The organism is Hymenobacter nivis (assembly GCF_003149515.1).
Classification (GTDB): domain Bacteria; phylum Bacteroidota; class Bacteroidia; order Cytophagales; family Hymenobacteraceae; genus Hymenobacter; species Hymenobacter nivis.
In genome coordinates this window covers 3,878,329-3,898,520 of record NZ_CP029145.1, presented here as the reverse complement: position 1 = coordinate 3,898,520, position 20,192 = coordinate 3,878,329, and the positions used below count along the sequence as shown (strand labels likewise).

23 protein-coding genes are annotated in these 20,192 nt (G+C 63.6%); 13 read left to right on the top strand and 10 right to left on the bottom strand.

What is annotated here, in order from left to right; genetic code table 11:
* Positions 1-141: 141 nt before the first annotated feature.
* Entirely contained in the window at positions 142-450 is a 309-nt protein-coding gene (locus tag DDQ68_RS17315; RefSeq protein WP_162550205.1) for a hypothetical protein, read from the bottom strand.
* 397 nt (positions 451-847) lie between these two features.
* Here DDQ68_RS17315 and DDQ68_RS17310 point away from each other — a divergent pair, with 397 nt between their 5' ends.
* Positions 848-1,456, top strand: a complete 609-nt coding sequence (locus DDQ68_RS17310) for a DUF4136 domain-containing protein (RefSeq protein WP_109657424.1) — start codon at positions 848-850, stop codon at positions 1,454-1,456.
* A 71-nt stretch (positions 1,457-1,527) separates the two neighbouring features.
* Here the strand turns inward: DDQ68_RS17310 and DDQ68_RS17305 are convergent, their stop codons facing one another.
* The 3 genes from DDQ68_RS17305 to DDQ68_RS17295 all read right to left on the bottom strand — a co-directional run bounded on the left by DDQ68_RS17305 (position 1,528) and on the right by DDQ68_RS17295 (position 3,430).
* The gene (locus tag DDQ68_RS17305; RefSeq protein WP_109656237.1) at positions 1,528-2,358 is read right to left on the bottom strand and encodes an IS5 family transposase; all 831 of its coding nucleotides are present in this window, start codon (positions 2,356-2,358) and stop codon (positions 1,528-1,530) included.
* A 122-nt stretch (positions 2,359-2,480) separates the two neighbouring features.
* Complete coding sequence (locus tag DDQ68_RS17300; protein WP_109654769.1) at positions 2,481-2,921, bottom strand: transposase family protein; 441 nt, start codon at positions 2,919-2,921, stop codon at positions 2,481-2,483.
* A gap of 5 nt (positions 2,922-2,926) precedes the next feature.
* Positions 2,927-3,430: a transposase family protein gene (locus tag DDQ68_RS17295; RefSeq protein WP_109654768.1), complete on the bottom strand. Its 504-nt coding sequence runs from the start codon at positions 3,428-3,430 to the stop codon at positions 2,927-2,929.
* Positions 3,431-3,645: 215 nt separating this feature from the next.
* Between DDQ68_RS17295 and DDQ68_RS17290 the strand changes: the two genes are divergently transcribed.
* From DDQ68_RS17290 to DDQ68_RS17280, 3 genes are all read left to right on the top strand, one after another.
* Positions 3,646-3,939 carry a hypothetical protein gene (locus DDQ68_RS17290; protein WP_162550204.1) on the top strand — a complete coding sequence of 98 codons (294 nt, stop codon included), beginning with the start codon at positions 3,646-3,648 and terminating at the stop codon, positions 3,937-3,939.
* Positions 3,940-4,102: 163 nt separating this feature from the next.
* Entirely contained in the window at positions 4,103-5,320 is a 1,218-nt protein-coding gene (locus tag DDQ68_RS17285) for a hypothetical protein (RefSeq protein ID WP_109657422.1), read from the top strand.
* Positions 5,254-5,646, top strand: a complete 393-nt coding sequence (locus DDQ68_RS17280; RefSeq protein WP_162550203.1) for a hypothetical protein — start codon at positions 5,254-5,256, stop codon at positions 5,644-5,646. Before DDQ68_RS17285 ends, DDQ68_RS17280 begins: the two co-directional genes overlap by 67 nt.
* Positions 5,647-6,016: 370 nt before the next feature.
* Here DDQ68_RS17280 and lipA read toward each other — a convergent pair whose 3' ends face one another.
* Positions 6,017-6,913, bottom strand: a complete 897-nt coding sequence (lipA, locus tag DDQ68_RS17275; RefSeq protein WP_109658488.1) for a lipoyl synthase — start codon at positions 6,911-6,913, stop codon at positions 6,017-6,019.
* Positions 6,914-7,163: 250 nt separating this feature from the next.
* Positions 7,164-8,054 carry a hypothetical protein gene (locus DDQ68_RS23025; RefSeq protein WP_162550202.1) on the bottom strand — a complete coding sequence of 297 codons (891 nt, stop codon included), beginning with the start codon at positions 8,052-8,054 and terminating at the stop codon, positions 7,164-7,166.
* Positions 8,055-8,190: 136 nt separating this feature from the next.
* On the opposite strand from DDQ68_RS23025, the gene DDQ68_RS17260 reads away from it, so the two are divergent.
* Positions 8,191-8,601: an OsmC family protein gene (locus DDQ68_RS17260; protein WP_109657418.1), complete on the top strand. Its 411-nt coding sequence runs from the start codon at positions 8,191-8,193 to the stop codon at positions 8,599-8,601.
* Between the two features lie 171 nt (positions 8,602-8,772).
* On the opposite strand, the gene ytxJ is transcribed toward DDQ68_RS17260, so the two are convergent.
* The 3 genes from ytxJ to DDQ68_RS17245 all read right to left on the bottom strand — a co-directional run bounded on the left by ytxJ (position 8,773) and on the right by DDQ68_RS17245 (position 10,005).
* Positions 8,773-9,120 (bottom strand): bacillithiol system redox-active protein YtxJ, encoded by a 348-nt coding sequence (gene ytxJ, locus DDQ68_RS17255; protein WP_109657417.1) that lies wholly within the window; start codon positions 9,118-9,120, stop codon positions 8,773-8,775.
* Positions 9,121-9,245: 125 nt separating this feature from the next.
* Positions 9,246-9,599, bottom strand: coding sequence for a hypothetical protein (locus DDQ68_RS17250; RefSeq protein WP_109657416.1), 354 nt, complete (start codon positions 9,597-9,599; stop codon positions 9,246-9,248).
* The gene (locus DDQ68_RS17245; RefSeq protein ID WP_109657415.1) at positions 9,556-10,005 is read right to left on the bottom strand and encodes a hypothetical protein; all 450 of its coding nucleotides are present in this window, start codon (positions 10,003-10,005) and stop codon (positions 9,556-9,558) included. The genes DDQ68_RS17250 and DDQ68_RS17245 overlap by 44 nt, the downstream gene beginning before the upstream one ends.
* Positions 10,006-10,232: 227 nt before the next feature.
* On the opposite strand from DDQ68_RS17245, the gene DDQ68_RS17240 reads away from it, so the two are divergent.
* The 5 genes from DDQ68_RS17240 to DDQ68_RS25020 all read left to right on the top strand — a co-directional run bounded on the left by DDQ68_RS17240 (position 10,233) and on the right by DDQ68_RS25020 (position 14,336).
* The gene (locus DDQ68_RS17240) at positions 10,233-12,584 is read left to right on the top strand and encodes a M20/M25/M40 family metallo-hydrolase (protein ID WP_109657414.1); all 2,352 of its coding nucleotides are present in this window, start codon (positions 10,233-10,235) and stop codon (positions 12,582-12,584) included.
* 442 nt (positions 12,585-13,026) lie between these two features.
* Positions 13,027-13,191 (top strand): barstar family protein, encoded by a 165-nt coding sequence (locus DDQ68_RS17235; protein WP_109657413.1) that lies wholly within the window; start codon positions 13,027-13,029, stop codon positions 13,189-13,191.
* A gap of 170 nt (positions 13,192-13,361) precedes the next feature.
* Positions 13,362-13,604 carry a DUF6364 family protein gene (locus tag DDQ68_RS23020; RefSeq protein WP_162550201.1) on the top strand — a complete coding sequence of 81 codons (243 nt, stop codon included), beginning with the start codon at positions 13,362-13,364 and terminating at the stop codon, positions 13,602-13,604.
* Between the two features lie 102 nt (positions 13,605-13,706).
* On the top strand, positions 13,707-13,931 hold the full coding sequence (locus tag DDQ68_RS17230) for a hypothetical protein (RefSeq protein ID WP_109657412.1): 225 nt from the start codon (positions 13,707-13,709) through the stop codon (positions 13,929-13,931).
* Positions 13,932-14,150: 219 nt separating this feature from the next.
* Positions 14,151-14,336, top strand: a complete 186-nt coding sequence (locus tag DDQ68_RS25020; RefSeq protein WP_162550200.1) for a PIN domain-containing protein — start codon at positions 14,151-14,153, stop codon at positions 14,334-14,336.
* Here DDQ68_RS25020 and DDQ68_RS17220 read toward each other — a convergent pair.
* Positions 14,333-16,375 carry an alpha-ketoacid dehydrogenase subunit alpha/beta gene (locus DDQ68_RS17220; RefSeq protein ID WP_109657410.1) on the bottom strand — a complete coding sequence of 681 codons (2,043 nt, stop codon included), beginning with the start codon at positions 16,373-16,375 and terminating at the stop codon, positions 14,333-14,335. The genes DDQ68_RS25020 and DDQ68_RS17220 overlap by 4 nt on opposite strands.
* Positions 16,376-16,589: 214 nt before the next feature.
* Between DDQ68_RS17220 and DDQ68_RS23015 the strand changes: the two genes are divergently transcribed.
* From DDQ68_RS23015 to DDQ68_RS17210, 3 genes are read left to right on the top strand one after another with little or no spacing between them, the layout of a single operon-like run.
* A complete protein-coding gene (locus DDQ68_RS23015) occupies positions 16,590-16,904 on the top strand; it encodes a transposase-like zinc-binding domain-containing protein (protein WP_162549800.1) in 315 nt (104 codons plus the stop codon).
* A 19-nt stretch (positions 16,905-16,923) separates the two neighbouring features.
* Positions 16,924-17,313, top strand: a complete 390-nt coding sequence (locus DDQ68_RS17215) for an IS1 family transposase (protein WP_162550044.1) — start codon at positions 16,924-16,926, stop codon at positions 17,311-17,313.
* Between the two features lie 15 nt (positions 17,314-17,328).
* Entirely contained in the window at positions 17,329-20,121 is a 2,793-nt protein-coding gene (locus DDQ68_RS17210; RefSeq protein ID WP_109657409.1) for a TonB-dependent receptor domain-containing protein, read from the top strand.
* Positions 20,122-20,192 lie beyond the last annotated feature (71 nt).

The following is a 20,192-nucleotide window of genomic DNA, read 5'->3' as shown; positions in this document are numbered from 1 at the left end:
TGGTTGTCGGTTTTTAGTTGTCGATTGTTAGTAAAAAGGGCCGCTTCCACAATGGAAACGGCCCTTTCTCGTGTCGGTTGCTGGGGCCCTAATGGAGCCCCAGCAACCGAATAACCGACAACTAAAAACCGATAACTGATACTACTTGCTGCCCCGCTCGCCAAAGCAGCGGCGGTCCATGTAGCCGGTGGTGGTTTTGCCACCCTGGTCGAGGCGCACCTTCACGAAGTAGGCGCTAATAGTGTCGGTGACTTGCACCACGGTGCCGGTGGGCGACTGCGCCAGCACGGCCGAGGCTTTCGTCATGCCGTCGTACACGGGGCAGTCCACGATGGTGGTGTGGGGCTGCGGGGTGCGGTTGGCGCTGGCTGTACGCAGGCGCTCGTCGCGCACGGCGGTGCAGGAGGCCAACCCAGTAGCCACCAATAAGAGGAATAAAACTTTTGACATGGAGATAAAGAGTAGAAAGATAGGGTGATTATGGAAGCGGAAAGATAGAAGAATTTTAAGATTAATCCATTTAGTTTTACCCATTAAGCTCGCCAGATCATCATTATTCTACTAAAGCTCGCCGGTAGCCGTGCAGACGGGCTATTCCGGGCAGTTAGGGCCCCAGGGCGCTGTGCAGTTGAGGCTTTTTATGGGCCCTTGGCCGGCCGGCCAATACTACGCGCCGGGCTTTCGTCGTTGCGCGGCAAGCCGCTGGCGATTAACGCCTCCCATCCGTCGAGAAGCCCACCCCAAATCGGAACGCGGGGCCCCGGTTTTTCGTTAATCCGCCAGCACTCAAGCCCTGTTGCGGCATCCCCACCGGGCAAACCGGCGCCCCACTTTTTCTTCCCTCGTTATGAAACCCAATTCCCGCTTTTTTGCCCGCCCGGCAGCCCTGGTTGCCACGGGTTTGGCGCTGCTCCTGGGCACCGCCGCCTGCACCACGTCGCGCGTGGGTGTGTCCAACGACTTCGACCATGCCGTTAATTTCCGCGCTTACAAAACCTGGGCCTGGTACCCCAAGCAGCAGGCCGACACCCAGGGGGGGCCCGCCAAGGGCTACGAGTCGTTTGTGGACCAGCGCATCCGCGCGGCCGTAGCGTCTGACCTAGCTACTAAGGGCCTGACCGAAGTGGCCCAGGGTCAGGACCCCGACGTGTTCGTGGCCTACAGCGCCCGCGTGGAGAACCAGCAGCAGTCTTCGCCTTACTACAACGGGCTGGGCTACCCCTACGGCTACGGCTACGGGTACGGCGGCTACGGCCGCGGCTACGCGCCCGTGACGCAGTACAAGGCCGGCACCGTCATCATCGACATCGTGGATGCCCGCCGCAAGGAGCTGGCCTGGCGCGGCACCGGCATGGCCGCCCTCAACCAGAACAACATCTCGCAGGACGAGGCTACGCGCATCGTCACCGGCATCCTGGGCACCTACCCGCCCAACGAGAACAACACCCGCCGCTAAGCGGCCGGCGTTCTCTGATTTTCAAAAGCCTCTTCCGAATAGGAAGAGGCTTTTTTTATTATAGAAGCTGTTTAGGAAGTGGGTGGTCGGGTAATTTTACGCAGTAGCAGCACGACAAAGGCGAGCCAGTGGAAGGCCAGCCAATTTTCCAGGCAGGTTTCGTAGCGCACCAGCAGGGTCTTGAAGCCGTCGAGCCAGGCGTTCATTTGCTCGATGACCAGCCGGCGCCGGTAAAGTTCGGGGTCCAGCGGCGTGTCATCATCCGTTTGCCAGTCGGTCGAGCGCCGGTTGCGGGGAATGTTGGCTTCGATGTCGCGCCGGGCGCAGGCCTGACGCAAGCTAGTGACATCAAAGGCTTTGTCGGCATTCAGAAAGAGGCCTTCCAGGCGCAGGTGCGCTTGTTCGAGCAGCTCACAGAGTTCGGCGAAGACGTGTTCGAGGGCAAACGTATCGTGGTGGTTGCCGGCTTGCGGCGTGGCCACGGCTAGGGGCTGGCCCGTGTTGTCGGCCAGAAACAGGGCGTTGGTGGTGCGGGCCGCCTTGCGGCCTTGATAGCCGACAGCCGCCCCGCCGTTTTTAGCCGGGGTGTGGCTGCCATCGAGTTGCACACTCGACAAGTCCAGCGCCGCGTGGTTCAAGCGCAAGACGCTCAACCAAAGCTGTTTCCAAGCACCTTGCTTGCGCCACTGGTTGAAATAATAGTAGACGCCCTGCCACGTCAGGGGGTGGGTTGGCAGCAATTCTCGCACGGGCAGCCAGCGCCACTGACAACCCGTTTTGAGCTTGTAGAGAATGGCGCCGACGACTTCCACCGGCTGGGCCGCCCGCCGACGGCCGTGGGCGCTAAAGGGCAAATGGGGGAGTATCCAGGCGGTAATGATATCTTTGGGCAGGACTTCCATGACGGAGGGAAAGGAGATGGGTCGCACCTCAAATTTCGCTCTGCCGTGGGAGTCTTTTCTGTTTTGAGCCCGCCTGACTACTTCCTAAACAGCTTCATAAACAACTGATTATTTAATAAAGCTTATTCGGCGTAGTTAGCGAGTTTCGCGTGGACAGGTGCGCGATAGGCGCGGTGCGGGCTGCGCACGCGCAGGTTGTGCAGCCCACAGGCCACGACCATGACCGTATCGCGCACCCATTCGCCGCGCAAGCGGATAGTGCCCTGCACCATGTGCAGGCGCTTGATACCGCTGTGCGCGTGTTCGATAACGACGCGCAACGGACTCAGCAACTGGTTATACAGCTTTTGGGCAAACGTCAACTCCCGCTTCGGCGGCTTCTTGTGGGGCATCTCCACCACGACCCCGGTCGGGGCGTGGCCCAGCAAGCCCAAATCCTGCCGTAACACGCAGCCCGCCGGTAGGTGCAGCGCGTACTCGTCGGCCAGTTTTTTGTCGTGCGCTCGCCCGCTTTCCGTAGCCGAGAGAAAATGCACGTACTGCGTGGAATCGCATAAGGTCATGTTTTTCACGCGGTGCGCTTTTTTTTGGCGCTGTACTCCTCCGCCTGGGCCTCCCGGTCCGTGTTACGTGGTACGCCCCGCTCGACCCCGTCGTAGGCAAAGACCGGCTCCGGGTGGTTAGCCAGGCGCTGAGCCAACTCGCCGCCGTCGCGCACGGGCAGCAGCCCGCGCCGGGCCAGCACCTGGTTGAGCACGCCCAGCAGGGCGGTAGCCAAGTGGCTGACGCGCGCTTGCGAAATGCCAAAGCTGGCGGCCTGGTGCTCTTGCAAGGCGTTGCTTTTGAGGTAGGTGAGCAGAAAAAAGAGCTTTATATCGCTGCCCGCCAGCACGGCGTTGGCCCGCTCGCGGTGGGCGGGGAACGCCCGTTGGGTTCCTTCCAGGGTGTGGTAGCGGTGGTGGCGCTCCCAGGCCGGGGCAAAGTCGGTCAGCAAGTCGTCAAACTCCGCCGCTCGCAGGCTGGTCAGGGCCAGAAACTGGCGGGGCCGCTCGCGCAAACTCAGGTAATCCATAGCCAAATTTACGCCTCGCCTACGGGCAGTAACTTAACACACACTTCCGAATTAGCTTTAATACCTATTTACGAATGAGAAACTTTCCAGGCATTTACTTTGAATTTCAAAGTTCTTCGTAATACATTTACATCAGTATATTAATCCGGACTGCCCCACCGACGGCCAAGACGGCCGGGGCCCTATTCACGCTGCACCACCAGAGCCATTGCCGTATGCGCAACATCCTTACGCCCAGGTGGCTACTTCTCGTCAGTACAGCGCCCACGGTGAGGCTGGCGCTGCTGTACAACGGCGAGTTCAGCGTCATCAAGTCGCTGCTGACGCCCGAAAGCATGGCGCTCTGGCAGCAGCAGGCATTGGGGCTGGCCGGGGCCGCCGCCCTGACGTGGGCTACGCGGCCTGGTACTGGCGGCGGGGCCAGCGCATCAGCGCCTGGGTACGCGGGGGCGGCCCTGGTGGCCTACGGGGCCCTGCTGTGGCTGGGCACCCACGACAGCGACCACTGATCCCGCCCGCGGTACCGCGCTGGATGGTGCCCACCGAACCCATCCTGTACGTCTGGACGTTTTTGATGCCCACGCTGGCCCATGCGCTGCTGGTGTTGGTGGTGCGCGCCACCCCTGCCGACCGCCCGCACCGCGCGCTGCCCAGCTTTAGCTGGCCGCGGCGGTGCCCGTGGCAACCTGGGTGGCCGTCTGGGCACCGTGGGCCATTTACCGCCATTTTAATCAATCGCCGCATCCGCAGTGGTTCAGCAACGGGCTGTCCGGCGCGCTGCTCACCGTAGGGCCCCTGGCGTTCTTGTTCTACCTGGTGCGGGGCGCCTACATCATCGGCCTGAACCGCCCGGACGGCACGTTTAGCCTGGCCTGGAAAATCATGGTTGCCCTAGTCCTCCCCGTGCTGGGGCTACTGGTAAACAAGGAGTTATTTCTAGACGGCCTGGGCGGGGGCACGAAAAACGGCACCTCCGGAGATTTCAGCAGCCCTTGGTTTTTCGGATTGGCGGTGCTCAACGGCGTGCTGCTGTGCTGCCCGGCGCCGGCGCGGCCCGGGTGGCACCTGGCACTGCTGGCCGGGCGCAGCGTGCTGCTGGGCTACATGGCCTATTTCTTCTTGGTGTTCCTGCCGTTTCTGCCGCTGTCTGTGCTGGCGGTTGTTGCCATCGGCACAGGCTTCCTGATGCTCACGCCGCTAGTGGTGCTGGTGGTGCATATACGGGCGCTGGACGACGACGCGGCGGCGCTGGGCAACACTGCCCGGGGCCCCGCGCCCGCGCCGGGGGCCACGGCCACGCCCGGCGGCACAGTCGTGTACGTCGGCGCGGCGGCCAAGCAGCGGCGGCCCCTAATGCAGCGCCGGCCCTACTACCACTTTCTGCTCGACGTATCGGCGGGCAAAGCCGGCCGCAAGCCCGCTTACAAGCAGTGGGTTACGCGCTTTTTGCAGGCCCGGCCCGGCCTGGGGGCCCCGCGCTTCACCCTCGTAAATACCTGCGCCACGCCCGTGCCCGCCGGCCGCGATTGGCAAAGCCAGCTCGATGCCTTTCCCAACGCGGGTGGCTGCTACCTCACCGGGGCCGTGCAGCGCGTGCTGGCCGATGCACAGCTGCACCCCGCCCCCAGCTACCCGGTGCTGGTCGTCGTCACCGGTTCGCTGGCCCAGGCCGTGCTGGCGCCCGACTTCGCCGACCTGGCCCCGGCGTACCCGGAGGGTGACGGCTTTTTGGTGCTAGTGCCGTACGGCGCGCCGAAGCCCGCTCGCTGCGCCACCCGTTTGCGCCGGCCCTGGCCGCCACCGGGGCCCCGGCCGGCCGGGCCGTGCGCGCCTGGCCCACGGCCGCCCATCCCCAGGCCTACCTACCCGACGACGGCTTGCCCGCCGTAGTGCTAAGCCAGCCGCAGGCGGACCTGATGCCCACCGCCGGGTCCTCGTCGCGCTGGTTGGCGGGCCTGTGGCCGCAAGGCTACAGCCAGTGGCAAACCCTGCACCCCGCCGAGGCCGACGCTCAGCGCGTGGCGTTAACCCAGGCCAGTTTCGCTAACCGCATCCTCACCCCGTTGACCTCGTTTTTAGCCCTCGAAAACGAAGCCCAAAAGACCGCGCTGCTCCGCAAGCAGGCCCAAACCCTGGCGGCCAACGCCAGCCTCGACGCCCAGGAGGAGCCGGCCGAGCCGCCCACCGCCGTACCGCTCAACGACGGCGCGGTTTGATTGCTGCTGTTTGGGCTAGGGATGGGCGTTTGGGCCCTGGGGCGCCAGCAATAATCCAAGGAATAACACCAAATGCGCTGCTTATTATTCAGGTGTTTACCCTAAGCAAACGCGCCTCTTTCTATATTAGAAAGAGGCGCGTTTGCTTAAAAGCCGTTTGAGTTAGCTAAACGCCCTTTTCGATGGCCATGCTCATCTGGCGTCCACGCGGTGAAGTATGGCCGTTTCAAACAGCTTCTTAGAATGGGCTTGCGCTACAGTGGCGTTGGAGCCACGGGCAATAAGCCGGGCCCCGTAGTGCTTTGCACCAGCAGCATGCCGGCAGCCATGAAAAAGCCGTGCGTTCGTCCGCCCCGGGGCCCTGGCAGTACTACACCGGCACGTTTACGTGGCGCTCGGCATGGTAGGAGCTGCGCACCAGGGGGCCGCTTTCCACGTACTTCAGGCCGCGCTTGAGGCCTTCTTCGCGGTAGTGGGCAAACTGGTCGGGAGTGATGAACTCGGCCACGGCCAAGTGGCGCTTGGTGGGCTGGAGGTACTGGCCGAGGGTGAGGATGTCGAGGCCGTTGGCCACGAGGTCGTCCATTGCCTGGTACAGCTCGTCGGGCTGCTCGCCCAGGCCCAGCATGATGCCCGACTTGGTGCGGTGCCCGGCCAGCTTCGTGCGGCGAATTTGCTCCAGCGAGCGGTCGTACTTGGCCTGAGGGCGCACCAGGCGGTAGAGGCTGCCCACGGTTTCCACGTTGTGCGAAATCACCTCCTGGCCGCCCGAAATCATGGTTTCCAGCGCGTCCCAGTTGGCTTTCACGTCGGGGATGAGCGTTTCGATGGTGGTGCCGGGCGAAAGCTGCTTGGTAAGCACCACGGTTTCGCGCCACACGCTGGCGCCGCGGTCCTTCAGCTCGTCGCGGTTCACACTCGTGAGTACAGCGTGCTTCACCTTCATCAGGGCAATGGCCTCGGCCACGCGGCGAGGCTCGTCGAGGTCAAGCTCGGTGGGGCGGCCGGTGGCCACGGCGCAAAACGAGCACGAGCGGGTGCAGATGTTGCCCAGAATCATGAACGTGGCGGTGCCAGCGCCCCAGCACTCGCCCATGTTGGGGCAGTTGCCGCTTTCGCAAATGGTATGCAGCTTGTGCTCGTCGACGAGCTTACGCACGGCGGCGTACTCGGGGCCCACGGGCAGCTTCACGCGCAGCCAATCGGGCTTGCGGGGGCGGGCCGGGGCGGCCGTTTCGGGCTGGTTAAGGATGGGCAGGTCAATCATATTATTAATTATGAATTGCAAGTTGTAAACCATGAAGCGGTGGGTAGTGGCCGCGGTACGAGTTGAAGCAGCAAAAGCGTGAAAATTCGCTTCCCCGGCCGGGCCGGGGCCCCAACTCAGCCTTCATGATCTATGACTTACAACTAAGTTGTTAGTCATTAGTTGTTATTTATTAGCTCAACCATAACCCATTGACCAACAACTGTCAACGAGTAACTGGTAACCCATTTACTGTTGCACGGCTACTTGGTTACGAGCGGTGACCGATGTACAAAGTGAGGTACACCGACGGGAAGAACTTGTTGTTGATGAGAGCGGCGTCGCCCTGGTTGCCGGGGCTGAGGATGAGCAGGCGCCTGGCGTAGGTCTCAACCAGGAAGCCGGCTTCGATGCCCGCCACGGCGTCGCGGTAGCGCCCGTACTCGAAGCTGAGGGCCCCGCGCAGGTGGGCCCCGGCCACGAGCTGGGTTCTGCCGATGCCGCTAAAAAACGGCGCGTGGTCCACAATGGCGCCCTCCTGCACGTGGATGCTGGGGTCGTACTGCTCGTCGCGGATGTCGTCGCTGGAGTTGAAAACCAGCGTTTTGGCCGCCGTGTAGTCGTAGCTGATGTAGTAGGGCATCAGGATGCCGATGGAGGGCCCCGCGCTCAGCAGGGCGTTCACCTGCACCCCAGCGTCGGCGGCCTTGCGGAACAGGATGCGCTGCACGCCGAACGACGGGCGCAGGGCAAACGCATAGTTGGTTTTGTGGTAGATGTAGCTGCCGCCCGTGGTGGTGTTGCTGACGCGCTCCTCCTTCTGGTTTTTCAGCGACACGCCCTCCAGGCTCCAGAAGCGCAGCCATCGGTCGTCGAGCACCCGGGCCGAGCGGATGGACACGCCCCCAATGAGGCCGCCCTGGGTGTTGAAGTTGATGCCGTACACGAACTCCTTGTGGTACGACTGCTCATCGGACGGCGCGGCCGTGGCCATGGGTGGGCGCCCATTGGCGGGGGGCCCGGCCGCGGGCCGGCGGGCGGGCGCCGGCGCCGTGGCGCGGGCGGCGGGGCGGGCCGGCGCGGGCACATCTTGGGCCCGGGCGGCCAGCGGCAGGGCCCCGGCCAGCACCAAACCGGGAAGGAAGCGGCGAACACACAACATACGCAACGAAGTTAGGCGCAAACAGATGAGAGAGGATAGCCCCCAGAACCCGCGCGCGGCCGGTTGGGTTCGGCGGGCGAGCTACCTTTGCGCGGCCCCTGGCCCCGTTCCCGTTCCACTCGTAAAGATACACGCAATGCCCACCGCCACCGCCCATTACCTCGGCCACCTGCGCACCGAAGCCACCCACGTGGCCTCGGGCACCGTTATCCACACCGATGCGCCCGTCGACAACCACGGCAAGGGCGAAGCCTTCTCGCCCACCGACCTGGTGTGCGTGGCCCTCGCCTCGTGCATCGTCACCACCATGGGCATCGTGGCCGACCGCCACCAGCTTGCCCTGGCCGGCAGCACCTACACCACCACCAAGCACATGAGCACCGAGGCCCCGCGCCGCATCGCGCGCATTGAGGTGGCCCTGCACCTGCCCGCCGCCCTCGCCGCCGCCGACCGGGCCCTGATGGAGCGCACCGCCCGCACCTGCCCCGTGGCCCTGAGCCTGCACCCCGACGTGGACGAGCAAATCACATTCAGCTACGACCTGTAGGACCCCGGCCCGAAGGAAAAGATTGCTCCTTACCAAGGAGTTGCACAGAAAAAAACGTCATGCAGCGCGTAGCGAAGCATGACGTTCAATTAACTTCCTCCCAACAGAAACGGGGCCCCCGGTGCAAGTTGCGCCGGGGGCCCCGTTGGTTTTTGGTGGCGTAGCCAGCGCCTAGCTGGCCACGGCGGCCTTCACGGCATCGAGGCGGATGCCCATGTGCGAGGCGGCGAACGTGGCTTCGCCGTTTTGGATGAGCAGCAGCTGGGGCGACTCGTGCTGCACGCCGAACTGCTCGGCAATCTGGGCCGACAGGGGGCGGAAGCGCAGCAGGTCGAGGTAGTAAATCGGCACGGCGTCGAGGCCACTGGCGGCCCACTGGCGCTCAATTTTGGCCTTCGCCGCAGCGCTGATGGAGCACGTGGTACTGTGCTTGAAGATGATGACGGGGTGCTGGCGCGATTCGTCGGCAATGGCCGTGAGTTGGGCCGCATCGGTGAGCGGAAGCCAGGGAGTAGACATAGAACAGAGTTTAAGTTACTGACTTATTGCCCGTTTGGCCAGGCCAGGGCCGGTTGCGAAGATATATTCACCGGGCCCTTAACACTGGCCGCGGCCAATAATTCTCTGCACCAACAAACGGACGGTTATTTCTTCTTACGGCCCAGGCCCAGAAAGTTTTTTTTGTTCTTCGGGTTCACCGGGGTCCCGTGGCGGTATTGCATGGCATCGGCCCCGGCGGGGCGGGGTTGGTCGCCGGCGCCACGGTCGAGGCGGGTGCGGGGAATGTCGAGGTGCGTGTCTTTGTAGGGCGTGGGCAGGCGGCGGCCCTCGCGTTGGGCCCGGCGGTGGGCGGCGTCCACGTCACGCGCCTTTTGGGGCGTGATTTGGGCCTGGGCGGGGGCGGCGGCACCGAGGGCCAGCGCTAGCAGCAGCCAGCCGCCGGCGCGGGGCGGCTTATTCGGGGTCGGCTTTGGGCGACGCGGCGTGGGGCTTGGCATTGGGTTTGGCTTTGCGGTGGAAGAGGTTTTTGAACGCTTCGAGGGGCCTAAATGGTTTGTGCGGCTTCTTGTGCACGATGCGGCGCTTGAGCTTGGGCTTTTTCATGAGCCCGGTTTTCTTGTCGAAGTGCAGCTTGCCGGCCTTGGCGGGCTCCTTGGGCGCATCGGCGGTGGCGGTGGGAGCGGCGCCGGAGGCCGTGGGGGCGTCGTCGGTGGCGTCTTTTTTCTTGCGGTGCTGGCCGGCGGCGCGGGCGCTTTGCTTGCGGGCGTGCTCAGCGGCCTTGCGCTGCGCTTTCACCTCGGACGAAACGGGCGGCGTGGGCAGCCGGTAGGGGTGAAACAGCCTGCACGAGCCCAGCAGTGCGCCTAGCAGCAGGAGGATAATTAAGCGGTTTACGGGGGGCATAGCATAGAATAAGGGCTGGAAGATAAGCACGGCCTAGCAGCGGCCGCGCCCCACTGGGCCCCATCTTGGCGGCTCCCTATTTCATCTTGCTACCTTGCTATTTCGCCCCGACGCCGGGCCGGGCGCGGGAGCCCCGGCCGGCAGCCGGCGGGCGGCTTTGGATTGCTGGGGGCCAGTGCGTTGCTTTGGTGCTCATTCCTAACTTGACCTTACGCAGCGCCTTGCTTATGTCCGCATTTCTACGCCGCTGGCTGCCATTGCTTGGGCTGCTGCTATTTGCCGCGCTGGCCATCTACCTGGCGCGGGCGCCGCGGCCAGTGCCGGCCGGGGCCCCAGCCACCGCGTTTTCGGCCGAGCGGGCCCTGCGCGAGGTGGCTGTGGTGGCACGCACGCCCCACAGCATCGGCACGCCGGCCAACGCCGCCGTGCGCGACTACCTGCTGCGCCGCTGCCGGGCCCTGGGCCTCACGGCCACCGTGCAGGACACCACTGTGGTGGTGGCCGGGGGCCCCGGGGCCCTCACCGGGGCGCGGGTGCAAAACGTGGTGGCCCGCCTGCCCGGCCGCCTGCCCGGGGGCCCCGCTGTGCTGGTGCTCACGCACTACGACTCGCAGCCGCACACACCCGGCGCCAGCGACGACGGCGCGGGTGTGGCAGCCGCCCTTGAAACCATCCGGGCCCTGCGCGCCGGCCCGCCCCTGGCCCACGACGTGCGCTGGGTGTTCACCGACGGCGAGGAAGTGGGCCTGCTGGGGGCCCAGGCCTACGCCGCCGACACGGCCCGGCTGCGGCGCGAGGTGGGCGTGGTGCTGAATTTTGAGGCGCGGGGCAACGCGGGGCCCAGCCTGTTGTTCGAAGTAAGCAGCGGCAATACCTGGGTGCTGCAAGAATTCGTCAGAGCCGCGCCGTCGGCGCCGCTGGGCTCGTCGCTAGCCTACGAAATTTACCGCTACCTGCCCAACGGCACCGATTTCACCGCCTTCCGGGCCGCGGGACTGCCGGGGCTAAACTTCGCCTTCACCGGCGGCTACGCCTACTACCACAGCCCGGCCGACACGCCCGCGCACCTCGACCTGGCCTCGCTCCAGCACCACGGCGACTACATGCTGCCCCTGGTGCGGCACTTCGCTAGCATCTCGCTCGCCCACGCGCCCACGTCCGATAGCTCCTTCTTCAACCCGCTGGGCACTTGGCTGGTGCGCTACGACGCCGGCTGGAACTGGGGGCTAAACATTGCGGGCGGGTTGCTGCTGCTGGCAGCCATCGCGCAGGCCCGACGGCGGGGCCGCCTGCGCCTGGCGGGCCTGCTGGGCGGGGCCCTGGCCTGGCTCATCGGCACCGCGCTGGTGCTGGCCGCGGGCTGGTACTTGGCGCGCGCCGTGGTGGCCGCCTACCCAAAGTACGCGGTGTTCTACGACCACGCCTTTTACAACGTGGGCTGGTACCACCTGGCGCTGGCGGCGCTGGGCACGGCCGTGTTCGCGGCCTACTACGGAGCCCTGCGCCAGTGGCTGCGGCCCGATTCGCTGACCGGCGGCGTGCTGCTGGTGCTGGCCGGGCTGCAAGCCTTTTTGCAGCTGAAGGCGCCCACGTCGGGCTTCCTGCTGGGCATTCCCATCGGATGCGGGGCCCTGGGCTGGCTCTGGCAAACGGTGACCACACCGCGGCCGTTCATCGGGCCCCGGGGCCGGCGCGAGATTTATTCACTGCCCCTGGGCCCCGTGGGCGCACTGCTGGCCGTGCCGGCGGTGGCGCTGCTGGCGCCCAACCTGCGCGCGCTGCTCACGCTGGCCGGCCTGGGGCCCCTGGTGCTGGCCGGCCTATTTTTTCTGGCGGTGCTGCTGGGTTTGCTGCTGCCGGCGCTGCTGCCCGCCCTGGGCCGCACCGAAACCACCGGCGCCCGCTGGGGCCTGCCGCTGCTAGCCGCCGCCGTGGCCCTGGGGGCCCTGGCGGCGGGCCATGCCACCAGCAGCCCCACCGCCGAGCACCCGCAGCAAACGCACGCATACTACACTCTTGATGCCAACCACGGGCAAGCCTACTGGATCAGCAGCATGGCCCAGCCCGACGCCTGGACGCGGCAGTTTTTCCCCGCGCCCACCGTGGGGCCCCTGCCCGAGCTGTTCCCTAGCTCGGCGCTGCCGGTGCTGCACCAGGCAGCCCCGCGCCTGCCGCTGGCCCCGCCCACCCTCACCGTGCTGGCTGATACCACCCTGCCCACCGGCCGCCGCCTGCGCCTGCAAGTGCGCCCCGCCCGCCCCGATGTGGTGAGCCTGCGCCTAAGCTGGCCCACCCTCAAGCTAAAAAGCCTGCGCGTAGCGGGCCACGCCGTGGACCCCACCCTCCTGTTTTCCCGCAACGCGTACAGCGCCCTCACCTTCTTCGCCCCGGGTCCCCAGGGCGTCGTGCTGGAGTTCGAGCTGGGCCCCAACGACGCCAAACGCCTGCACCTCACCGCCACCGACCGCAGCCTGGGCCTGCCCACCACCGCCAAAGTGCAGCCCCTCCCCGCCGAAATGGTGGCCGCGCCCGGCTACAGCAGCTTCACCACGCAGGTTATGAAGCGGTTCGAGTTGTGAACTTTAGGGCCCCGGGGGGCCTCGTGAGGTTCCCCCGGGGCCCATCCGCTACCGCCACCCTCCATGCTGTTTCGCAAAGCCTGTTTATCCCTCTTCCTGCTACTGCCGCTGCTGGCCGGGGCCTAGGCCAAAGACAGCAGCTACGCAGCCAAAATGCGGGCCCCGGGCGTCAAAATGATTACCGTCGATGGTCTAAACCAAGGTGCTAAAATCGTTATTTAATATAATGATTTTGAGGAAAAATTATTGGATAAATATATTGTTAATCAATAGTTTATGCATGAAAAAAATTCTAAGTCTGATTAATGATTTTGCAAATCACTATAAATTAGACGACTGCCCCATTTTATAAATAACCAAAATTTAGTTTTAAAAATCCAACTATGGCGTAGAGGCTGTGATTTCACTGCTGCAACACGCAAGCGCCATCTGCAATTAATCAATGACCATCGGCCAAACCAACGTCAATACCAAAGCTGCTTTTCACATGACGATGAAAAGCCAGCTGGGATTTCCGGACTGGTACGGCGTGGGTTGGGACGCTTTCTGGGATGCCGTCATCGCCGTGGTTGAAATGCCTGATTGCCTGGTGTTGCAAAACTGGTAAAATTTCGCCCGGGCCTGCCCCAAGGACATGCAGATTCTACGGCAGATCATGGCCGATTACCACCAGGAAGTACCGGGCAAGCGGATAATGCTGGACGATTAGGGGCTGGGGCCTTAGTACCCTTGCAGCCATTGTTCTTCGTATCTTCTTCAACCAAAATCCCCAGCGCCATGTCTACCAGCCTCACGCTCGACTCCCAAGTCGTTGAACAAGCTCAGGCGTATGCCCAAGCGACAGGCAGAAGCTTAGATGAACTAGTCGAAACGATGCTTAGAGCTAACACTTCGCCAGCAGCTGTAACGCCAACTCTTTCACCGGCTGTACAGGAATTATTTGGTTCCTTGAAAGTGCCCGACGACTTTGATTACAAGGAAAGCCTGACAGAAGCTTTGCTGGAACGTTCCAGCAAATGAGGCATCTTTTCCTTGATACTAGCGTGGTAATCGACTTCCTGACGCAGTATAAATTTTTCGCAGTTATCAGCGCCCTTTTCCTCACCTTTAGCACTCACAATTATGGTTTTACGCGAGCGAATTATCCACGATGTCAACTCGATTACTGATTTACAATTATTAAATCAGCTGTTTGACTATATGCAGGTTATCAAGCGCAACGTTGGACAGGTTACGCCTAACCGTGACGCCGTGCTACGCTTTGCCGACACTATTTCCGATGCTGAGGCGGCTGAGTTGCGGCAGTCGCTAGCGCAGGAGTTTGGGCAAATAGAAGGCGAGTGGTAGATGGATACGATAGCCCTCGACACGAACGTAGTAGTGGATGTGCTAAACGGTAAACAAGCCGTGCGGGCGCTTTTACAGCAGTTTGAAGTGATATGCCTACCCGTAACTGTTAGCGGCGAATTGCTTTTTGGCGCGAAAAACTCGGCCAACCGCAGCCGTAACGAAGCGCGTTACTAGGCTTTTATTGCCAGCTGCGTACTGCTAAACACTAATGCGCTGGTGGCAGATACCTATGCCGAAATTCGGCTGCAACTGAAACAAGCAGGCCGGCCCATTCCCGAAAATGATATCTGGATTGCTGCTTTGTGCGTGGCATACGACGTGCCTTTGCTGTCCCGTGACCAACACTTTGAATACGTGTCAGGGCTACGCTTACAGAAGCTGGGGCCAGATATCGCTGGCTAATACGCTTGCAGCCACGTCAGCCGCTCCTTCAGCCGCTGCTGGGGCAGGAAATCGGCTTCGAGGGGCGGGGCGAAGGGGATGGGCGTGTCGAGGCCCGCTACGCGCTGCACGGGGGCGTCGAGGTGCTGGAAGCAGTGCTCGGCCACCCAGGCCACGATTTCGCCGCCCAGGCCCCCCGTGAGGGTGTCTTCGTGGAGCACCAGGAGGCGGCCGTTTTTGGCCACGGTGCGGCGCACGGCTTCGGTGTCCCAGGGCAGCAGGGTGCGCAGGTCGAGGATGTCGGCGCTGATGTTCAGTTCGTTGCAGGCCGCCAGGGCCCAGTGCACGCCCATGCCGTAGGTGACGATGCTTAGCTCGTCGCCCTCGCGCACCAAGGCTGCCTCGCCGATGGGCGTGGTGTAGTAGCCGTCGGGCACGGGGCCGCTGAGGCTGCGGTAGAGCAGCTTGTGCTCGAAGTACAGCACCGGGTTGGGGTCGTCGAAGGCGGCGCAGAGTAGGCCCTTGGCGTCGTGCGGGTTGCTGGGGTATACCACCTTCAGGCCCGGCACGTGGGTGAACCACGCCTCGTTGCTTTGCGAGTGGAAGGGCCCCGCGGCGGTGCCCGCGCCGGTGGGCATCCTGATGACCACATCGGCGGCCTGGCCCCAGCGGTAGTGGCTCTTGGCCAGGTTGTTCACGATTTGGTTGAAGCCGCAGGTCACAAAATCAGCGAACTGCATTTCCACCATCGATTTCTTGCCGCGCACGCTCAGGCCCAGCCCGGCCCCCACAATGGCCGACTCGCACAGGGGCGTATTGCGCACGCGGCCCTTGCCAAACTCGGCCACGAAGCCCTCGGTAATCTTGAACACGCCGCCGTACTCGGCAATGTCTTGGCCCATGAGCACCAGCCCGGGGTGGTGCACCATGCTCTGGCGCAGCCCATCGGAAATGGCGTCGATGAAGCGTAGGCTTTTAGTTGTTCGTTGTTCGTTGTCAGTTGTCAGGACGTTTGGAGAGTTTTTTTGCTCACTGACAACTGACAACTGATAACCGACAACTGCCGACGCATCCGGCACGAAGGGCGCGTACACGTCGGCCAGCTCGTGGGCGGTGTCGGCGGTGGGCCCCGGGGCGGCATCGGCTTCAGCCAGGGCGGTTTCGATTTCCTTTTTGAACTGCTCGCGCAGGCTGAGGCGGGCGGTTTCGGTGAGGATACCCTCGGCCAGCAACCACTTTTCGTAGCGGTCTACGGGGTCTTTCTGGGCCCACTCCTGGAGCAGCTCGGCGGGCACGTACTTGGTGCCGCTGGCCTCCTCGTGGCCGCGCATCCGGAAGGTAAGGGCCTCCACCAGCACGGGGCGCGGGCGCTGGCGCAGGTCCACGGCCAGGCGGTGGATGGTGTCGAACACGTCGAGCACGTTGTTGCCGTCCACCTGCACGGCCTCCATGCCGTAGGCGGGGCCCTTGTCCACGAATGACTTGAACCGGAACTGCTCGTTGGACGGCGTGCTGAGGCCGTAGCCGTTGTTTTCAATCAGGAAAATGACCGGCAGCTGCCACACCGCGGCCACGTTCAGGGCCTCGTGGAAGTCGCCCTCCGAGGCCCCGCCGTCGCCGGAATACGTGAGCGTGACGCGCGGCTTTTCATCCAGCACATCGGCCAGGGCAATGCCGTCGGCCACGGCTAGTTGGGGCCCCAGGTGCGAAATCATGCCCACGATGTGGTACTCGTTGGTGCCGAAGTGGAAGCTGCGGTCGCGCCCCTGGGTGAAGCCCGCAGGCTTGCCCTGCCACTGCGCAAACAGCCGGGCCAGCGGCACCTGCCGCGCCGTGAACACTCCCAGGTTGCGGTGCAGCGGCAAAATGTACTCATCGGCCTCCAGGGCCAGGGTGCTGCCCACCGAAATGGCCTCCTGCCCAATGCCCGAAAACCACTTGCTGACCTTGCCCTGGCGCAGCAGAATCAGCATTTTCTCCTCAATCAGGCGCGGCTTCAGCAACTCGCGGTACAGGTGCAGCAGGGTATCGTTGGCGTAGTCGCGGCGGTCGAAGGTCATGGGGTGCGTGGGGTGGGCGGATGGGGCGGATAGGGATGAGGCAAAGGTAGCGGCGGCCGTTTTCCCAACCGGTGAGGGCCCGGGGTTTGCGGTTTCTTCAAAAATCCGCAGAACGGGCAGCACAATAGGGGGCTGAACAGTAGATTTGGAGGCCTTCATCCACGTTTCATTTTATGGCGGTGGTCTATTAGCGAGTGAGGTTGTAAATTAGCGCATGGTTTATACGCAACACTTATGTGCCCGCTGTGGTAGTGAACACATCCGCCGCAATGGCACGCAGGGTGGTCAGCCTAAATACCAGTGCAAGGCGTGCGGGTATCAGGCACGGTTTATACCAGCGGCCGTGGCCAAGGCGGCACAGTATGCGCAGGTGGAAGCCTTGCTCACCGAGCGTAACTCCCAACGTAGCATCGTGCGCGCCACCGGCGTGGCACGGATGACCATCGCCAAGCTGATAAAAAAAAGCGGCCTTGGACTCGCCCCGGCTGCCGCGTCGCCGGACGAAAAAGGCCCAACGCCGGAAACCTGAAGCCCTCGAACTTGACGAAATGTGGACCTTCGTGGGCCGGCGCACGTGCAAAGTCTGGTTGTGGCTGGCCGTTGAACGGGCCTCGCGCCGCATCGTGGCCTGGGTGCTGGGTTGCCGGGGAGCCGCCACGGCCCGGCGCTTGTGGGCCGCGCTGCCGCGACGCTACCAACGCCACTGCCGCTACCACACCGACCAGTGGGAAGCCTACGCCAAGGTCTTGCCCGCCCACCAGCATCGGCCTCATCCCAAAGGCAGCGGCAAAACCAATATTGTTGAGGCTATCAACTGCTCCTTACGCCAGCGCTGCGGGGTATTGGTCCGCAAATCCTGCTCCTTTAGTAAAAGTTTGCGCATGCACACGGCTCGCATCAAGATTGTGATTGACAATTACAACCTCACTCTTCAATAGACCGCCGCCGATTTTATGGCCAACTATTATCTTGGTATTTTCCTGCTAACGGCGGCATTACCAGCCGTTGCGCAGCCAGTTACCCACGCGGCTCCCGCCGATACGCTACCAGCCACCCACTTTTTTCGCATCGATTTACCCGATTCGCTGAGTCCCTCCCCGACGCTATCCGGCACGTTTCGCGTGCAAAACCAGGAGCAGCCGGCGCGCCCTTTTCTCACTGTGCAAGACCAGCTACGCACCGTGGCCGGCGTGCAGGTAACGCCCTACGACGGCAGCCCCGGCAGCGGCAGGGCGGTGCGCATCCGCGGGGCCAGTTTGGCCCTGGGGCAGGCGCAACCGCTGTACGTCATCGACGGCCTACCCGCCCTCAACGACGAATTGACGGTGGGCCAGGCACCCGGCGTGAGCGCCCCCCTGGCGCCCTTTGAATCGTCGAGCGGCAGTAGTTCTTCGGCGGCGACTATCGCGGAGCAACACGCCGAGGCGGGGGCCAACCCATTGCAACTGCTGCCACCCGAAAGCATTGAGAGCGTGGAGGTGTTAGCGGGCCCCGCCGCCGTGGCCCGCTACGGGCCCCTGGGCGCGAACGGGGTCATCAGCATCCGCACCCGCCGGGGCCAGGGCGGGCGGCCGTTGCGCGTGCGCTACGCCGCCTACGCCGGTGTGCAGCAGATGCGCCAGCGCTATGATTTGCTGCCGGCCAGCGAATACGCCGCATTGGTCAACGAAGCCGCGCTCCGCTATAATTCGCCAGCGCCCTACCTCAGTACCAACCTTGGCACGGGCACCGATTGGCAATCCGAAACCTACCGGGTAGCGGGCTTACAGCAGCACCAAGTGAGCCTGGACGGCGGCCGCGCCAATACCACCTACCTGCTCAGCGCCGACTACCGCCAACAAAGTGGCGTGCTGCGGGGCACCGACCTGACGCGCCTGGGCCTGCGCCTGGCCCTTGACCAGCGCGTGGGGCACCAGCTGCGCCTGCACGGCACCGCGGCCATGGGCCAAACCGACCAGCGCCTGCCCTACACCCAAGGCACGCGCGGGAGCACCTTTGCCGCGCTGCTGGCCCCGCCTACCCAATCGGTGCGCACCGACCAGGGCGGCTACAGTGGCTACGGATCTTTTACGGGGCAATACGGCATACCTTACAACTTCGCGAACCCGTTGGCCATCAATGATTACACGTACCGCAGCCCGCGCACCCGGCGCCTGCTCGCGCAGCTAGCCGCCGACTACGAGCCACTGCCGCACCTCACGGTGCAGGCCGCCGCCAATTTTCAGCGCACTCTGCTCGATGCGGAGAGCAGCGCCCCGCCCTTCTACACGAACCAGGGCCCAGCTACTAGCCAGGTCTATGCTACCCAGATTTACCACACCAGCCAGTGGGCGGCCCAGCTGGCCGTGCGCTACCAGCGGCAACTGGGGGCCCGGCACGAAGTAGGCGCCGAAGTGGATTACCAATACCAGGCCGCCGACTTAGTATCGCGCACCGACTACTATTTCAGCAACCAACCTACGCCCGGTCCCGGGGCCAATTACAGCACTGGTTTCTACCAGTTGGGGCCCGGCGAAACGCGCCTGCACCGGCCTTGGGCCAGCCTGCACTACACTTTCGACAGCACCCTTACCGTACAAGCCGGCCTGAGCTACGGCCACTACCGCGGCAGCGACGCCACCGAGTATTACCCCAACGCCCAACTTAGCTGGCAGGCCCGCCCCGGCCGCGCCGGCCTGCGCCTGTGGTTGGGGGCGGCCCGCACCGGCGTGCCCCAGCTGGGCTACGGGCAGTTTGGGCCCGCCCAAATCCTTGGAGGGTCTTACCCAAACTACCGCTACCAATTACCCCTGCACAACGACCAGGCAGAGGCAGGCGTGCATTTTGGCCCGCGCAGCGGCCACTTCACGGGCCAGTTCGTGGCCTACCAGCGCACCAGCTACCACGCGCTGATCAGCAACGCCGTAGCCATTCCGGATTATGCTAATGGGGGCCCAGTCACGGTATTTGACGAGGCTACCATCCGCAACCGGGGCCTGGAATTGACCTTAACCGCCCACTGGCGGCGGGGCCGCCTGCAAGGCGCTACTTCGCTGGCCGCCAGCTATAACCACAATCGCCTCCGAGAGGACAGCCCGACTAATACGAGCAATACGCCCCCGTCGCTTGGGCCGGTATATGACAACCAGCCCACGGGCGCGTTCTATGGCTTCCAGCAGGATGGGCTGAACGCCGACGGCACGCTGCGGTTTCGAACCCAGAGCAGCGGCGGCTATGCTTTTTTGACCCAGACAGTAATCGGCAGCGGCATTCCGGCGCAACTCGTGAGCCTCAGCCAGCAGCTGCGCCGGGGCCCCCTGGCCCTCGATGCGCAAATGGACGGCATGTTTGGCTACCAGGTACTGAACTACCAACGCGACTTTTTGGATACGCCCACCGGCTACAGCAATAACGCCACCACCGTGCGTGACCGGTGGACGCCCACGCATCAAGACACGTCCATTCCGGGGGCGGGCTACGCCGGTAATTTTAACGCTACCAATGGCCCTGCCGTAACGGACCGCTTGCTGGAAAACGGTAGCAACGTGCGGCTGTCTTCGCTCACCCTCACCTACCGCCTGCGCCAAACGGCCACCCAGGACCTCAGCCTGTGGATTGGCGGCCAGAACCTGCTGGTACTGACCGGCTACCGCGGATATGACCCCAATGTGAGCAGCGGGGGCCCCGCCCCCGCCCTAGCCGGCCGCGATTACGGAGCTGTGCCCGTGCCCCGCACCTGGCTGCTGGGCGTGCGGGCGTCCATTTGAGGGGCGCCAGCCAGGAAGTAACCAGGGGCGAGAATTGACGTTTTCGGACGGCAAGATGGTACACGGGCCCA

Coding starts and splice junctions, on each gene's coding strand:
- DDQ68_RS17315 (WP_162550205.1), bottom strand. CDS start 450: ATGTCAAAAGTTTTATTCCTCTTATTGGTGGCTACTGGGTTGGCCTCC.
- DDQ68_RS17310 (WP_109657424.1), top strand. CDS start 848: ATGAAACCCAATTCCCGCTTTTTTGCCCGCCCGGCAGCCCTGGTTGCC.
- DDQ68_RS17305 (WP_109656237.1), bottom strand. CDS start 2,358: ATGGAAGTCCTGCCCAAAGATATCATTACCGCCTGGATACTCCCCCAT.
- DDQ68_RS17300 (WP_109654769.1), bottom strand. CDS start 2,921: ATGACCTTATGCGATTCCACGCAGTACGTGCATTTTCTCTCGGCTACG.
- DDQ68_RS17295 (WP_109654768.1), bottom strand. CDS start 3,430: ATGGATTACCTGAGTTTGCGCGAGCGGCCCCGCCAGTTTCTGGCCCTG.
- DDQ68_RS17290 (WP_162550204.1), top strand. CDS start 3,646: ATGCGCAACATCCTTACGCCCAGGTGGCTACTTCTCGTCAGTACAGCG.
- lipA (WP_109658488.1), bottom strand. CDS start 6,913: ATGATTGACCTGCCCATCCTTAACCAGCCCGAAACGGCCGCCCCGGCC.
- DDQ68_RS23025 (WP_162550202.1), bottom strand. CDS start 8,054: ATGTTGTGTGTTCGCCGCTTCCTTCCCGGTTTGGTGCTGGCCGGGGCC.
- DDQ68_RS17260 (WP_109657418.1), top strand. CDS start 8,191: ATGCCCACCGCCACCGCCCATTACCTCGGCCACCTGCGCACCGAAGCC.
- ytxJ (WP_109657417.1), bottom strand. CDS start 9,120: ATGTCTACTCCCTGGCTTCCGCTCACCGATGCGGCCCAACTCACGGCC.
- DDQ68_RS17250 (WP_109657416.1), bottom strand. CDS start 9,599: ATGCCAAGCCCCACGCCGCGTCGCCCAAAGCCGACCCCGAATAAGCCG.
- DDQ68_RS17245 (WP_109657415.1), bottom strand. CDS start 10,005: ATGCCCCCCGTAAACCGCTTAATTATCCTCCTGCTGCTAGGCGCACTG.
- DDQ68_RS17240 (WP_109657414.1), top strand. CDS start 10,233: ATGTCCGCATTTCTACGCCGCTGGCTGCCATTGCTTGGGCTGCTGCTA.
- DDQ68_RS17235 (WP_109657413.1), top strand. CDS start 13,027: ATGACCATCGGCCAAACCAACGTCAATACCAAAGCTGCTTTTCACATG.
- DDQ68_RS23020 (WP_162550201.1), top strand. CDS start 13,362: ATGTCTACCAGCCTCACGCTCGACTCCCAAGTCGTTGAACAAGCTCAG.
- DDQ68_RS17230 (WP_109657412.1), top strand. CDS start 13,707: ATGGTTTTACGCGAGCGAATTATCCACGATGTCAACTCGATTACTGAT.
- DDQ68_RS17220 (WP_109657410.1), bottom strand. CDS start 16,375: ATGACCTTCGACCGCCGCGACTACGCCAACGATACCCTGCTGCACCTG.
- DDQ68_RS23015 (WP_162549800.1), top strand. CDS start 16,590: ATGGTTTATACGCAACACTTATGTGCCCGCTGTGGTAGTGAACACATC.
- DDQ68_RS17215 (WP_162550044.1), top strand. CDS start 16,924: ATGTGGACCTTCGTGGGCCGGCGCACGTGCAAAGTCTGGTTGTGGCTG.
- DDQ68_RS17210 (WP_109657409.1), top strand. CDS start 17,329: ATGGCCAACTATTATCTTGGTATTTTCCTGCTAACGGCGGCATTACCA.